Origin of the sequence: Streptomyces durhamensis, assembly GCF_000725475.1 — a bacterium.
Classification (GTDB): Bacteria; Actinomycetota; Actinomycetes; order Streptomycetales; family Streptomycetaceae; genus Streptomyces; species Streptomyces filipinensis.
The window spans coordinates 125,395-139,576 of the sequence record NZ_JNXR01000012.1; the positions used below are offsets into that span (position 1 = coordinate 125,395).

The 14,182-nt window shown below is 70.4% G+C and carries 10 protein-coding genes and 1 pseudogene; all 11 read right to left on the minus strand.

Translation table 11 applies throughout. From position 1 onward, the window contains the following. Positions 1-17: 17 nt before the first annotated feature. The 11 genes and pseudogenes from IO33_RS44290 to uvrC all read right to left on the minus strand — a co-directional run bounded on the left by IO33_RS44290 (position 18) and on the right by uvrC (position 14,078). Positions 18-1,281 (minus strand): annotated as a pseudogene (locus IO33_RS44290) (MFS transporter). A 131-nt stretch (positions 1,282-1,412) separates the two neighbouring features. Further along, positions 1,413-1,748 (minus strand): RNA polymerase-binding protein RbpA, encoded by a 336-nt coding sequence (locus IO33_RS0118285; protein WP_003957010.1) that lies wholly within the window; start codon positions 1,746-1,748, stop codon positions 1,413-1,415. Between the two features lie 218 nt (positions 1,749-1,966). After that, positions 1,967-2,203, minus strand: coding sequence for a preprotein translocase subunit SecG (gene secG, locus IO33_RS0118290; protein ID WP_078963746.1), 237 nt, complete (start codon positions 2,201-2,203; stop codon positions 1,967-1,969). Between the two features lie 105 nt (positions 2,204-2,308). After that, positions 2,309-3,085 carry a triose-phosphate isomerase gene (gene tpiA, locus IO33_RS0118295; protein WP_031166130.1) on the minus strand — a complete coding sequence of 259 codons (777 nt, stop codon included), beginning with the start codon at positions 3,083-3,085 and terminating at the stop codon, positions 2,309-2,311. Positions 3,086-3,091: 6 nt separating this feature from the next. Next, entirely contained in the window at positions 3,092-4,303 is a 1,212-nt protein-coding gene (locus IO33_RS0118300; protein ID WP_031166132.1) for a phosphoglycerate kinase, read from the minus strand. Positions 4,304-4,447: 144 nt separating this feature from the next. Beyond that, positions 4,448-5,455: a type I glyceraldehyde-3-phosphate dehydrogenase gene (gap, locus tag IO33_RS0118305; protein ID WP_031166134.1), complete on the minus strand. Its 1,008-nt coding sequence runs from the start codon at positions 5,453-5,455 to the stop codon at positions 4,448-4,450. A 343-nt stretch (positions 5,456-5,798) separates the two neighbouring features. Continuing rightward, positions 5,799-8,753 (minus strand): M14 family metallopeptidase, encoded by a 2,955-nt coding sequence (locus IO33_RS0118310; RefSeq protein WP_031166136.1) that lies wholly within the window; start codon positions 8,751-8,753, stop codon positions 5,799-5,801. A gap of 150 nt (positions 8,754-8,903) precedes the next feature. Continuing rightward, entirely contained in the window at positions 8,904-9,893 is a 990-nt protein-coding gene (gene whiA, locus IO33_RS0118315; RefSeq protein ID WP_031166139.1) for a DNA-binding protein WhiA, read from the minus strand. Further along, a complete protein-coding gene (locus IO33_RS0118320) occupies positions 9,884-10,978 on the minus strand; it encodes a gluconeogenesis factor YvcK family protein (RefSeq protein ID WP_031166141.1) in 1,095 nt (364 codons plus the stop codon). The genes whiA and IO33_RS0118320 overlap by 10 nt, the downstream gene beginning before the upstream one ends. After that, positions 10,975-11,994 carry an RNase adapter RapZ gene (rapZ, locus tag IO33_RS0118325; protein ID WP_031166143.1) on the minus strand — a complete coding sequence of 340 codons (1,020 nt, stop codon included), beginning with the start codon at positions 11,992-11,994 and terminating at the stop codon, positions 10,975-10,977. The genes IO33_RS0118320 and rapZ overlap by 4 nt, the downstream gene beginning before the upstream one ends. After that, positions 11,991-14,078, minus strand: a complete 2,088-nt coding sequence (uvrC, locus tag IO33_RS0118330) for an excinuclease ABC subunit UvrC (RefSeq protein ID WP_031166145.1) — start codon at positions 14,076-14,078, stop codon at positions 11,991-11,993. The genes rapZ and uvrC overlap by 4 nt, the downstream gene beginning before the upstream one ends. Between the last annotated feature and the right edge of the window lie 104 nt (positions 14,079-14,182).

Below are 14,182 nucleotides of genomic sequence, written 5' to 3' on the forward strand. Positions count from 1 at the left end.
TGTTCCAACCTAATTGATCACCGCGCGGCGCGAGCCGTCGTGACGTCGTCGTCCGGCGCAACAACAGGTACGTCCGGCTTGCGGGCCGGTATCAGCGCGGTGAGGGACAGCACGAAGAAGGCGGCCGTGAGCAGGGCCGGGGTGCCCCGCCCCCAGGCCGTGGCCACCGCGCCGCCGAGCAGGGCACCGAGCGGGGCCCCGGCGACGGCGAGCGTACGGAAGGCTGAGCTGACCCGGCCGAGCATGTCCGCGGGGGTGCGCTGCTGCATCAGTGTCGTCGTGTTGACGTTCCACAGCATGCCCATGCAGCCGAACACGGCGAGCGCGGCCACCGCGGCGGCCAGACTCCGCACGGTGCCCAGCACGACGAGCGCACCGGTCTGCACGGTGCCGGCGAGCAGGACGGTCCGCAGGGGACCCAGTGCCGAGGTGGTCCACCGGTTCAGCACGCCGCCGGTCAGACCGCCGACGGTGTACGCGGTGGCCGCGGCCGCGTATCCCGCCGTGCCCGCGTCCAGCCAGCCGGTCACGAGGACGACCAGGGTGGCGATGAGGGCGCCCATGCCGATGTTGCACAGGGCCGTGGCGGCGCACAGCCCGCGCAGGGCCCGGGTCGCGGCCCAGGGTGCGCAGCCCGGCGGCGATCTCCCGGCGCAGGGTGCCGCCCGCCGGTCTCACCGCGCGCTCGGGTGCGCCGGTCCGCACGGAGGCGACCAGGGCTGCGGCCACGAGGAACGTGACGGCGTCGGTGGCGAAGGGGACGGCGGCCCCGGCGGCGATCAGCACCGGAACGACGGGCGCGCCGATCAGCCCCCCGGCGATCTTCTGTCCCGTCATCAACCGGGCGTTGGCACTGCCGAGCGCCTGGCGGTCCACCAGGGCCGGCAACAGGGCCGTGGCGGCGTTGTCGAACAGCGTCTGGAGCGTGGTCAGTGTGAAGGCCAGGGCGACGAGCAGCGCGATCGAGGCGTGGCCCAGGGCGACGGCCACCGCGAAGGACCCCACGAGCAGGCCGCGTACGGCGTCCACGGTCCACATCGCGCGCCGCTGGTCGACGCGATCGGCGACCGCGCCGCCGAGCAGCCCGAAGACGATCCAGGGCAGATAGCCGCACGCCGTGACCGAGGCGATGAGCAGCGGCCGGTCGGTCAAGGACGCGGCGAGCAGGGGCAGCGCCGCTGCGCGCAGGGCGTCTCCGAACTGGGAGACCACGGCAGCCGACCACAACCGCCCGAAGCCACCACGCCATGCGGGCGCACGCGTCTCCCCCGCCTCGACCATGCCCGCACTCCCCCGTCTGTGGTTCTCGCCTTCACGAAAACCGTAGAGGGCACCACTGACAATCGGGGCGGCCGAGCGGACCGATACGGCTCCGGCCAGGCACCTGCAGGCGCCCGGCCGGTGTTCAAGTCCTAGATCTCGCCCCGCAGTTTGGCGAGCGCCTCGGCGAGGATCGCCTCGCCGTCCGCGTCGCTGCGCCGCTCCCGTACGTACGCGAGGTGCGTCTTGTACGGCTCGGTGCGCGGCGGGTCCGGCGGGTTGTCCCGGTCCTGGCCGGCCGGGAAGCCGCAGCGCGGGCAGTCCCAGGTGTCGGGAACCTGCGCGTCGCTGGCGAAGCTCGGCTGCGTCTCATGCCCGTTGGAGCACCAGAAGGAGATGCGCAGACGCGGCGCGGACTCGCCGCGCTCGGCCTCGCCCATCGGCCCCGCCCCGACCCGGCTTCCTCGGATCGCGTTGCCACTTGCCACGGTCGTAACTCCCTGCGTAATGGTGCCGCGAAGCGAGTCGGCGTTTCGCTTCGCTGCGAGCGCCTCAGTCTACGTAAGGCCCAACGCGCGTCCAGTGATTGGAGTTACAAGGGGCCCCGCTCATAGACGCAAGCCCCATGATAGGCCGCGCTCAGGAGCGCGTACCGAACATGGGGCCTTACGTACCGAATATGTGTGATGTGCGCGCGGTGCGCGTGTCAGCTGTTCGACTTCATCAGCATGCCGAGGACGATGATGCACGCGAACCACAGCACACCGATCACGATGGTGATCCGGTCGAGGTTGCGCTCGGCGACCGAGGAGCCGCCGACGGAGGACTGCATGCCGCCACCGAACATGTCGGAGAGGCCGCCGCCCTTCCCCTTGTGCATCAGCACCAGCAGCATCAGCAACAGGCTGAAGACGATCAGGGCGATCGAGAACCCCAAAACCACGGCTGGACCAACTTCCTCGGATTCGGATGGACGGGGGCACAGCATCTCGGCTGTGCCCCCGCAAGGGTACGACGTATCGCCGCTACCGCCTACTCACAGCTCGTGTCACTGATCGCGGAAGCGCACGATCTTGACGAACTCGTCGGCGTCCAGCGAGGCGCCGCCGACCAGTGCGCCGTCGATGTCGGCCTGCGCCATGATCTCGGCGACGTTGCCCGACTTCACGGAGCCGCCGTACTGGATGCGGACCTTGTCGGCCGCGTCCTGCGAGTACAGCTCGGCGATCTTGGCGCGGATGGCGGCGCAGACCTCCTGGGCGTCCCCGGCGCCGCAGACCTTGCCGGTGCCGATGGCCCACACGGGCTCGTAGGCGATCACGATGGTCTCGGCCTGCTCGGCCGGGAGGTCCTTCAGACCGCCCTCGACCTGGGTGAGGGTGTGGGTGACGTGGTTGCCCGCCTCGCGGACGTCCAGTTCCTCGCCGACGCACAGGATCGGGGTGAGGCCGTTCTTGTAGGCGGCCTTCACCTTGGCGTTGACCAGCTCGTCGGTCTCGTCGTGGTACTGGCGGCGCTCGGAGTGGCCGATCACCACGTAGGTGCACTTCAGCTTGGCCAGCATCGGGCCGGAGATCTCGCCGGTGTAGGCGCCGGAGTCGTGCTGCGAGATGTCCTGGGCGCCGTACTTGATCTTGAGCTTGTCGCCGTCGACCAGGGTCTGCACGGAGCGCAGGTCGGTGAAGGGCGGCAGGACGGCGACCTCGACGGCCTCGTAGTCCTTGTCGGCCAGGGCGAAGGCGAGCTTCTGGACGTGTGCGATGGCCTCGAGGTGGTTGAGGTTCATCTTCCAGTTACCCGCCATGATCGGCGTGCGAGTGGTCATGCGGGGTCAGTCCTCCAGTGCGGCGAGGCCGGGGAGCGTCTTGCCCTCGAGGTATTCGAGGGAGGCGCCGCCACCGGTCGAGATGTGGCCGAACGCGTTCTCGTCGAAGCCGAGCGTACGCACGGCCGCGGCGGAGTCACCGCCGCCGACGACGGTGAAGCCGTTCGCGTCGACGAGGGCCTGGGCGACCGCCTTGGTGCCCTCGGCGTAGTCGGGGTGCTCGAAGACGCCCATGGGACCGTTCCAGAACACGGTCGCGGCGTCGGCGAGCTTCGAGGCGTAGAGCTCTCGGGTCTTCGGGCCGATGTCCAGGCCCTCCTGGTCGGCGGGGATCTTGTCCGCGTCGACCAGGGTGTTCTCGGTCGGCGCCTTGGTCTTCAGGTCCGGGAACTCCCGGGAGACCACGACGTCGACGGGGAGCAGCAGTTCCACACCCTGCTTCTCGGCGCGCTCCATGTACTCGGTGACGACCGGGACCTGGTCCTCCTGCAGGAGGGAGATGCCGACCTCGTAGCCCTTGGCCTTGAGGAAGGTGTACGCCATGCCGCCGCCGATGAGCAGGCGGTCGGCCTTGCCGAGCAGCTCGTCGATGACGGCGAGCTTGTCGGAGACCTTGGCGCCGCCGAGCGCGACCACGTAGGGGCGCTTGACGTCCTCGGTGAGCTGCTTGAGGACGCCGACCTCGGCGGCGATGAGGTAGCCGGCGTAGTGCGGCAGCCGGGCCGGGAGGTCGTAGACCGAGGCGTGCTTGCGGTGCACGGCGCCGAAGCCGTCACCGACGTAGACGTCGGCCAGGGCGGCGAGCCGGTCGGCGAAGGCGCCGCGCTCGGCGTCGTCCTTGGCGGTCTCGCCGGGGTTGAAGCGCAGGTTCTCCAGTACGGCGACCTGGCCGTCGTTGAGGCCGGCGACCGTGTCCTGGGCGGACTGCCCGACGGTGTCGGCCGCGAAGGCCACGGCGGAGCCGAGGAGTTCACCCAGGCGGGAGGCGGCGGGCGCGAGGGAGAAGGCGGGGTCCGGGGCGCCCTTGGGGCGGCCCAGGTGCGAGGCGACGACCACCTTGGCGCCCGCGTCGGCGAGGGCCTTGACGGTGGGCAGCACGGCGCGGATCCGGCCGTCGTCGGTGATGGTGCCGCTCGCCAGCGGCACGTTGAGGTCGGCGCGGACGAAGACCCGCTTGCCGTTCACGCCGGCGGCGAGAAGTTCGTCGATCGTCTTCATTGAGTGGACTCCAAGGGAGGGCTCGTGGTGCACCTGATCGTAAAAGGACGTCGTCCGAGCGCGAGACAGGGCCCGGGCAGCGCGACGGTGCGCTGCCCGAGCCCTGCTCTCACTTCAAGGTCCTGCTGCTGCGATCTGCGGCGATCAGAGCTGGTTGCCGACGAAGACCGTGAGGTCGACGAGGCGGTTGGAGTAGCCCCACTCGTTGTCGTACCAACCGATGACCTTCACGTTCTTGCCCTCCTGGACCATGGTCAGGGAGGAGTCGAAGGTACAGGAGGCCGGCTCGTTGACGATGTCGGAGGAGACGATCGCGTCCTCGGTGTACTCCAGGAGGCCCTTGAGCTCGCCCTCGGCGGCCTTCTGGAAGGCGGCGTTGACCTCTTCCTTGGTGACCTCGCGGCCGAGCTCGACGACCAGGTCGGTGACCGAGCCGGTCGGGACCGGGACGCGCATGGCGATGCCGTCCAGCTTGCCCTTGAGCTGCGGCAGCACCAGGGCGGTGGCCTTGGCGGCACCCGTGGTGGTCGGGATGATGTTCTCGGCGGCGGCACGGGCGCGGCGCAGGTCCTTGTGCGGGAAGTCCAGGATGCGCTGGTCGTTCGTGTACGCGTGCACCGTCGTCATCAGGCCCTTGACGATGCCGAAGTTCTCGTCGAGGACCTTCGCCATCGGCGCCACACAGTTGGTGGTGCAGGAGGCGTTGGAGATGACGTGGTGGTTCGCCGCGTCGTACTTGTCCTGGTTGACGCCCATCACGATGGTGATGTCCTCGTCCTTGGCCGGAGCCGAGATGAGGACCTTCTTCGCGCCACCGGCGATGTGCTTCGCGGCGTCGTCCTTCTTGGTGAAGATGCCGGTCGACTCGATGACGATGTCGACGCCCAGCTCGCCCCAGGGGATGTCGGCCGGGTTGCGCTCCGACAGCACCTTGATGGTGTGGCCGTCGACGGTGATGGTGTCGGCGGTGTGGGAGACCTCCTGCTTGAGGCGACCCAGGATCGTGTCGTACTTGAGCAGGTGAGCGGTGGTAGCGGTGTCACCCAGGTCGTTGACAGCCACAACCTCGATGTCCGCACCCTGCTCCAGCAGCGCGCGGAAGTAGTTACGGCCGATGCGGCCGAAGCCGTTGATGCCTACGCGGATCGTCACGAACCGATCTCCTCGTTGGTACGCCGGCCATGCGGTGCCGGCGAGCTCTGTTTGGGATGTCCCCGACCACCACCGACCCTACCTCCCGGACGGCCCCGGAGTGACATCGAGATGGCGCATACACGGGCAGGCAGTTCGTACCCGCCAGTAGGGGTACGGACCGTCCCGGAACGGCGGTGGATTCACCCGTATTCAGTATGGAATGTCGGGCAGTTTTTGGGCCGTCTTCACTCGTTCGTGAGCGGGTCGGCTCACTTGATCAGGGCCCCTTTCGCGCACCGTTGAGAGGGCTCCCGCTCACCTGTCGGAACAAGGCGAGCGGGATCTGTCAACGTGGCGCCCCTCACCCGCCGAGCGCCGCGAACGCCTTCCTCACCAGGGCTGCCCGATCGTCCGCCGACGACACCTGCTCCAGGCCGAAACCGAGGAGCACGGTGTCGTGCGTGGCGACCGCTCCGTATGTCTGGAACAGCGTCCCGGAGCGCGCCCAGTCCTTGAGGACGGCCGGACTGCCCGCGGGTGGTCCGGCCACGTGCCAGGCGCCCAGGGACGACTCGAACCCCTCGGTCTCCCTGGCCGTGCCGCCGACGACGAGCGAGGCGTCGTCGGCGAGGACTCCGTGTCCGCCGGTGCCCGGGTCGGTGATGTAGCTGATGGAGACCTCGACGGACTTCCCGGCGTAGGCGCTCAGGTCGAAGGCGACCTGCTGCCAGCCACCGGAGCTGCCGGTGAGGCTGTTCCAGGAGCCGGTGGTGCCGGTCGCGGTGCAGGCCTTGTCCGCGAGCGTCAGATAGTGCTTCAGCCACGGATGCTCGGCGATCAGGAAGCCCTGTCCGCAGTCCGTCGGCACGGCCGTCCTGGTGGCGCCGCCGGCCTCCGGCAGGGTCGTCCAGTCGTCGCCGCCCACGGTGTGCGCCTCGATGACCGCGTGGTCGTAGCCCGGCTCGGTGTCCCACAGCAGCCGGGTGGTCAGGGCCGGCTTGTCGGCGGCGCTGACACCGGTGAGGTCGATGGTGCGGGTGAGGCGCTTGTAGGCGTCGTCGGTGTGCACGGCGGCGGCCATGTAGGAACCGGCGTACGGTCCGTAGGGGTTGGCGGTTCCGGCGAAACGGCCCGCTCCCGCGCTCGTGAACTGCGGGTACGCGGCCGAGGGCAGCTGGTCGGAGGTGACGCTGTAGACGCCGGCCTTGTCGAGCGGGTTGCCGGGAGCGTCGCCGAGGGCGCCGGTGTAGCCGTCCAGGGCACCCGAACCGGTGAAGGCGGTGGCCCCCTTGGTCGACGTACGGCTGTAGGCGCCCAGGTAGTACTGGCTGAAGTCGTCCGAGAGGCTGCCGTCGCCGAGTCGCACGCTGCCGCCGGCCAGTTCACCGGCCTCGATCAGCCTGCCGCCCTCGTTGAGGTAGGCGCGCAGCTGGAGCTGGGTGGCGTTGCCGGGCCCGTTCGCGCCGGAGTAGTGCACGACCGTCCGGAAGTGCTTCAGTACGCCGAGCGCGTCGGGGACGCCCTGCCCGGCCACGTCCCACACGATGGCCCGGTGGCCGGCCGCCCTGAGCGCGTCGACGTACTTCTGCGCCTGCGTGGCCGTCGTTCCCTCCTCGGCGACGACGAGCGTGTCGGCGCCGGGCCGCTCGGCGACCGTGTACGTGAAGGGAGAGCTGGATACCTTCCCGCCGCTCTTCGTCTCGCCGGTGAACCACACCTCGACCTTGTCGCCCGGCCGGCCCCCCGGCACCTTGGCCCGGTAGTCGTCGAAGTACAGGGCGTCCGCGCCGCCGTAGGTCGTGCCGCCCTTCCAGTGCCGCAGCGTCCGCTCGTGGACGCGGCCGCCGTTGACGCGGTACTTCAGCTCCTTGTCGTGGATCGCCTTGCGGACGACCACGGAGACCTCCTGGTCCGCGCCCCGCGCGTACGACGTGGCGAACGCCGCCGGGGTGAAGTCGGCCGCGCTCAGCCCGACCGAGGAGGCCGGCCGGTCCGGGTGCACGGCGGTCTCGGCGACGGAGAGCGCGAACGGGATGTTCTTGGCGAACTCCTGCTGGATCAGCTTCTCGTCGTCGGGGAAGCTGAACTCCGACGGGCAGTCCTCGGGCTTCCAGGCGTCGTTCGGGTCGACGTTCGACGCGGTCTGGCAGGTCGACATCTCGGGGGTGAACATCGCGACGCGGTTGACGTTCGACGCGTGCCCGTCCGCCTCGCCGTTGGTCGTGTACAGCTCCGAGGAGAGCTGCGAGTGGTAGCCCGGGATGGCCGGCTTGTCCGGGGTGCCGGCGAGCGCCTTGTACAGGACGTCGTCGGGGCTGGGTGTGGCGACCTGCCAGCCGACGCCGTACAGGAGGAGTTCGGCGGCGGAGTGGTAGTTGACGGCGTACCGGAACCCGACGCGCTTCTCGAAGCCGTCCAGCGCCCTGGTCTCGGGCTCGGACTCGGGGCTCGCGCCGCGGTAGGTCTCGCTGGTGGGGTTGGGGGACGAACCCTCGTCGTCATATCCCCACTTGTAGGGGAAGTTGCGGTTGAGGTCGACGCCGTCGCCCGCGCCGATGACCCCGTCGCCGTTGACGTCCCGCAGGTTCTTGCGCCACAGGCGGGTGCCGGCGTTCTTGAACGTGTAGTCGTAGCCGTCGGGGTTGGCCGAGATGACGAACCACAGCTCGGTCGAGTCGACGATCTTCCGAACGCTCTTGTCGGTCCGGTAGTTGTCCAGGTAGTAGTGCATCAGCCGCCGGGTCATCTCCGTCGTGATCCACTCACGCGCGTGCTGGTTGGACAGATACAGCACGGACGGCCTGGAGCCGTCCTTCGTCCTCCTGGCGTTCCCGGTGAGTTTGAGCGCGAGGATGTCCTGGCCGTCGACCGTCTTGCCGATGGACTCGACCTTGGTCAGGCCGGGGTGGGTCCGGGCGGTGCGGAGGATCTCCTCCTTCAGGCCGCCACTGCCGCTGTACGGGCGGAACACGCCCTGGGAGGCACGCGTGAGGCGCGCCTGCGTGCCCGCCGACAGGGTGTGCTCGGTGAGGTCGACGCCCTGTTTCCGCAGCTTCGCGGCCTGCCGTTCGGTCAGGTAGACCTCGACCTGCGTCTTCCCCCGGCCGGTGACCTGCTCACCGAGTTCCTGTCCGTCCTGTCCGGCGTCGAGGAGCAGGGGAATCTGCTGCGGGGTGACGTCGGCCCGGTAGACCCGGACCTCGTCCGAGCCGGCCGGCGCCGGGTTTCCGCTCTGTGCCTGGGCGATGGGCGCAAGGCTCGCTCCGCCGATGAGAAGCGCGCCGACAGCGAGGATCGATCTCGCTCTGTGTCTCATGAACCCCCCTAGCGGTGGTCCGCCACAGCGGCGAACAGGTTGCCAGGCTCATGTCACCTCATGATCGAGTCAAGAGCGCTTCATGGACACGCTACGCCGGTGCCGACCACCCGAACGGGCGTACGGCACCGGCGACTTGGGGTGCGTCGGTCAGCCGGCCAGGTTGTCGGCCAGCTCCTCGCTGAGGTTCGCCTCCGTGCCCGGGATGCCCAGGTCGGCGGCGCGCTTGTCGGCCATCGCCAGCAGGCGGCGGATCCGGCCCGCGACCGCGTCCTTGGTCAACGGCGGGTCGGCGAGCGCGCCCAGCTCCTCCAGGGAGGCCTGCTTGTGCTCCATGCGCAGCCGGCCCGCCGCCGCGAGGTGCTCGGGCACCTCGTCGCCGAGGATCTCCAGCGCCCGCTGCACGCGTGCACCGGCGGCCACGGCGGCACGGGCCGAACGGCGCAGGTTGGCGTCGTCGAAGTTGGCGAGCCGGTTGGCGGTGGCCCGCACCTCGCGGCGCATCCGGCGCTCCTCCCACGCCAGCACGGACTCGTGCGCGCCGAGCCGGGTCAGCAGCGCCCCGATCGCGTCACCGTCGCGGACGACCACCCGGTCCACCGTCCGCACCTCGCGCGCCTTGGCGGCGATGGACAGCCGGCGGGCGGCGCCGACCAGCGCGAGAGCGGCCTCCGGGCCCGGGCAGGTCACCTCCAGGGACGAGGAACGGCCGGGCTCGGTCAGCGAACCGTGCGCCAGGAAAGCCCCGCGCCAGGCCGCCTCCGCGTCACACGTGGCCCCGGAGACCACCTGCGGGGGCAGCCCGCGGATCGGGCGGCCCCGGCCGTCCACCAGGCCCGTCTGGCGGGCCAGCTGGTCACCTCCCGCGACGACCCGGACCACGTAGCGCGAGCCGCGGCGCAGCCCGCCGGGCGCCATCACGATCAGCTCGGAGCTGTGGCCGAAGATCTCCAGGATGTCCCGCTTGAGGCGGCGGGCCGCCATCGCCGTGTCCAGCTCCGCCTCGATCACGATGCGCCCGCTCACCAGGTGAAGGCCGCCGGCGAACCGCAGAATGGCGGAAACCTCCGCCTTCCTGCAGCAGGTCCGGGTGACGGGGAGCCGGGAGATCTCGTCCTTCACCGCTGCCGTCATCGCCATGGGCCGATCCTTCCATGCATCCGAAAAATACGGTCGTACGCGGCGGCCAACAGCTCCGGATCGTGCCGGGGTGATCCATCGGTCCGGGCCACCGGCGCCAGCTCGATCGCGGCTCCCAGCCGTTTGGCGGCCTCGGTGAGCGAGTCGCGGTCGGGCACGGCGGCCTCGTCGGCCAGCACCACGTCCAGGGCGAGTTTAGGGGCGTGTCGCCCCAAAACCTCCAAATGACGCTGCGGGGAGAAGCCCTCGGTTTCTCCCGGTTGCGGGGCGAGGTTCAAGGACAGCACCTTGCGTGCCTTGGTCTCCGTGAGGGCGTCCAGCAGCTCGGGGACGAGCAGGTGCGGGATCACCGAGGAGAACCAGGAGCCGGGGCCGAGCACCACCCAGTCCGCGTCCAGGACCGCCGCCACCGCCTCGGGCACGGCGGGCGGGTCGTGCGGCACCAGGTGCACCGACTGGACCTCGCCGGGCGTCAGTGCGACCGTCGCCTGCCCGCGCACGGTGTCCACGTCGTCCGGGCGATCGGGATCGTGCCCCTTGACCAGGGCCTGCAGCTCCAGCGGGACGGCGGACATGGGCAGCACGCGCCCGTGCGCGCCGAGCAGCTTGCCGACCAGGTCCAGCGCCTGCACATGGTCGCCGAGCTGCTCCCACAGGGCGACGATCAGCAGATTGCCGACCGCGTGGTCGTGCAGGTCGCCCTGGGAGGTGAAGCGGTGCTGGATCACCCGGGCCCAGGTCTGGCCCCAGTCGTCGTCACCGCACAGCGCGGCCAGCGCCTTGCGCAGGTCGCCGGGCGGCAGCACACCCAGCTCGTCGCGCAGCCGGCCGCTGGATCCGCCGTCGTCGGCCACCGTGACCACGGCCGTGAGGTCGCCGGTGATCCGGCGCAGCGCGGCGAGCGAGGCGGACAGGCCCATGCCGCCGCCGAGCGCGACCACCTTGGGCTGTGCGCCCCGGCGGCGGGGCCGGCCCCCGCGGGCCTCGGCGGGGCGGGCCGGGCGGCCCTCGGCGGCCGTCCGGCTCGCGCGTCCCTCCGGCACCATCCTGCGCAGCCGGCTGAGCCGCCGTGTACGTTCCGTCATTCCCGTCCCATGTCCCGGTGTACGACCACCGTCTCCACACCCTCGGCCGCGAGGCGCGCGGCTAGCTTCTCCGACACGGCGACCGAGCGGTGCTTGCCGCCGGTACAGCCGATGGCGATGGTCACATACCGCTTGCCCTCGCGCCGGTAGCCCGCCGCGATGAGCCGCAGCAGTTCGGCGTAGCGGTCGAGGAACTCCTTCGCACCGGGCTGGTTGAAGACATACGCGGCGACCTCCTCGTTGAGGCCGGTGTACGGGCGCAGCTCCGGGACCCAGTGCGGGTTGGGCAGGAACCGCATGTCCGCGACCAGGTCCGCGTCGACCGGGAGGCCGTACTTGAAGCCGAAGGACATCACGGTGGCCCGCAGCTCCGGCTCCTCCTCGCCGGCGAACTGGGCGTCCATCTTGGCGCGCAGCTCGTGCACGTTCAGGCTGGAGGTGTCGATCACCAGGTCGGCGTCCCCGCGCAGCTCGCGCAGCAGCTCGCGCTCGGCCGCGATGCCGTCGACGATGCGGCCGTCGCCCTGCAGGGGGTGCGGACGGCGTACCGACTCGAAGCGGCGCACCAGGGCCTCGTCGGAGGACTCCAGGAAGACGATCCTCCGGGTGACGTCCCGGGTGTCCAGGTCGGCGAGGGACTCGCGCAGGTTGTCGAAGAAGCGCCGGCCCCGCACGTCCACGACGACCGCGATCCGCGCCACGTTGCCCTGCGAGCGGGCACCCAGCTCCACCATGGTGGGGATGAGGGCGGGCGGGAGGTTGTCCACGACGAACCAGCCGAGGTCCTCCAGACACTTCGCCGCGGTGGACCGTCCCGCCCCGGACATGCCGGAGATGATCACCAGCTCGGGGATGGCCGCCTCGGGGGCCTGGGCGGACGTACCGTCCGTACTCACCTGTGCTCCGTTTTCCTGCGTCGCGGGCTGCTCGCCGGCCGCGGGCTGGGGCTGGTCCCGGCCCGCTTCCTCGTGGGCCGGATCTCGGTCCGCTGTGGGCTGTGCGTCGTGCTCGGTCATGTCTCCTGCCCCCGTCGTTCGTCCGGGAGACCCGCGGTCACGGGCTCCCCCGGGGAACCCCCCGTCGTATCGGGTTCCCCATCATCAATGATCTCTCCGGTCGCCGTGTTCACGGCGGGTGCGGCCGGGGCCGCCTGGGCGAGGGCCGCGGCGATGGTCTCGGCCGTCTTCCGGCCTATCCCGGGCACCTCCTGGATCTGTTCGATTGTGGCGGACCGCAGCTTCTTCACCGAGCCGAAATGCTTGATGAGTGCCTGCTTGCGGGTCTCGCCGAGTCCGGGGACGTCGTCCAGGGGGCCGGCCCGGAAGCGCTTGGCACGCTTGGTCCGCTGGTAGGTGATAGCGAACCGGTGGGCCTCGTCCCGGACGCGCTGGAGCATGTACAGGCCCTCACTGGTGCGCGGCAGGACCACCGGGTCGTCCTCGCCGGGCACCCAGACCTCCTCCAGCCTCTTGGCGAGGCCGCAGACGGCGATGTCGTCGATGCCCAGCTCGTCGAGGGCGCGCCGGGCCGCGGCGACCTGGGGCCGGCCGCCGTCGACGACGATCAGCTGCGGCGGGTACGCGAACTTCCTGGGGCGGCCGTCGTCGTCCTTCAGTGAGGTGGTGAGCGGCGCGCCCTCGGGCAGGGCGCTCTCGCCGTCCACGGCGCTCTCCTCGCCGTCGGTCCACTCCCCCGTCCTCTCCTTCTCGGCGAGGTAGCGCCGGAAGCGGCGGGTGATCACCTCGTGCATGGAGCGGACGTCGTCCTGACCCGCGAAGCCCTTGATCTGGAAGCGGCGGTACTCCCCCTTGCGCTGCAGGCCGTCCTCGAAGACGACCATGGAGGCGACCACGTCGTCCCCCTGGAGATGCGAGATGTCGTAGCACTCGATCCGCAGCGGCGCGCTGTCCAGGTCCAGGGCCTCGGCGATCTCCTCCAGGGCGCGCGAGCGCGTGGTCAGGTCGGAGGCGCGCTTGGTCTTGTGCAGCACGAGCGCCTGCTGGGCGTTGCGCTGGACGGTCTCCATCAGCGCCTTCTTGTCGCCGCGCTGCGGGATGCGCAGGGAGACGTTCGCCCCGCGGCGGACGGTCAGCCACTCCTGGACCGGCTCGACGGGCTCGGGCAGCGCCGGGACCAGGACCTCCTTGGGGACCGTGTCCCCCCTCTCCTCGCCGTAGAGCTGCTGCAGGGCGTGCTCGACCAGGGCGCCGGTGGTGATCTCCTCGACCTTGTCGGTCACCCAGCCCCGCTGGCCGCGCACCCGTCCGCCCCGCACATGGAAGATCTGCACGGCCGCCTCCAGCTCGTCCTCGGCGACGGCGACGAGGTCGGCGTCGGTCGCGTCGGCGAGCACGACGGCGTTCTTCTCCATGGCCTTCTTCAGGGCCTCGATGTCGTCGCGCAGCCGGGCGGCCCGCTCGTACTCCATCTCCTCCGCCGCCTCCATCATCTGCTTCTCCAGACGGCGGAGGTAGGTGCCGGTGCGGCCGGCCATGAAGTCGCAGAACTCCTCGGCCAGCTCCTGGTGGTCCTCGGAGCCGATCCGGCCGACGCAAGGGGCGGAGCACTTGCCGATGTAGCCGAGCAGGCAGGGACGGCCGGTGCGGGCGGCGTTCTTGAACACGCCGGCCGAGCAGGTGCGCACCGGGAACACGCGCAGCAGCAGGTCGACGGTGTCCCGGATGGCCCACGCGTGTCCGTACGGACCGAAGTAGCGGACACCCTTCTTCTTGTGACCGCGCATCACCTGCACGCGCGGGAACTCCTCGTTCATCGTCACCGCGAGGTACGGGTAGCTCTTGTCGTCGCGGTACTTGACGTTGAAACGGGGGTCGTACTCCTTGATCCAGGAGTACTCCAGCTGGAGGGCCTCGACCTCCGTGGACACCACGGTCCACTCCACGGACGCGGCGGTGGTCACCATCGTCCGGGTGCGCGGGTGCAGGTTCGCCAGGTCCTGGAAGTAGTTCGCCAGGCGCTGGCGCAGGCTTTTCGCCTTTCCGACGTAGATCACCCGGCGGTGCTCGTCACGGAACCTGTACACCCCCGGGGAGTCCGGGATCTCACCCGGCCTGGGGCGGTAGCTGGAGGGGTCGGCCATGTCTCACACCCTACTGGCGAGCACCGACACCGCGTCGGGCCTGTGGACAACGCCCGCCGCGCGCCGTGCGGCCGTCCCCGTCCCAGCCGGTGCCGGCCGGGGGC

What these genes read in the sequence shown, in the direction of transcription:
- tpiA (WP_031166130.1), bottom strand. Translation starts at nt 3,085, where the DNA reads ATGACCACTCGCACGCCGATCATGGCGGGTAACTGGAAGATGAACCTC.
- IO33_RS0118300 (WP_031166132.1), bottom strand. Translation starts at nt 4,303, where the DNA reads ATGAAGACGATCGACGAACTTCTCGCCGCCGGCGTGAACGGCAAGCGG.
- IO33_RS0118310 (WP_031166136.1), bottom strand. Translation starts at nt 8,753, where the DNA reads ATGAGACACAGAGCGAGATCGATCCTCGCTGTCGGCGCGCTTCTCATC.
- whiA (WP_031166139.1), bottom strand. Translation starts at nt 9,893, where the DNA reads ATGGCGATGACGGCAGCGGTGAAGGACGAGATCTCCCGGCTCCCCGTC.
- IO33_RS0118320 (WP_031166141.1), bottom strand. Translation starts at nt 10,978, where the DNA reads ATGACGGAACGTACACGGCGGCTCAGCCGGCTGCGCAGGATGGTGCCG.
- rapZ (WP_031166143.1), bottom strand. Translation starts at nt 11,994, where the DNA reads ATGACCGAGCACGACGCACAGCCCACAGCGGACCGAGATCCGGCCCAC.
- uvrC (WP_031166145.1), bottom strand. Translation starts at nt 14,078, where the DNA reads ATGGCCGACCCCTCCAGCTACCGCCCCAGGCCGGGTGAGATCCCGGAC.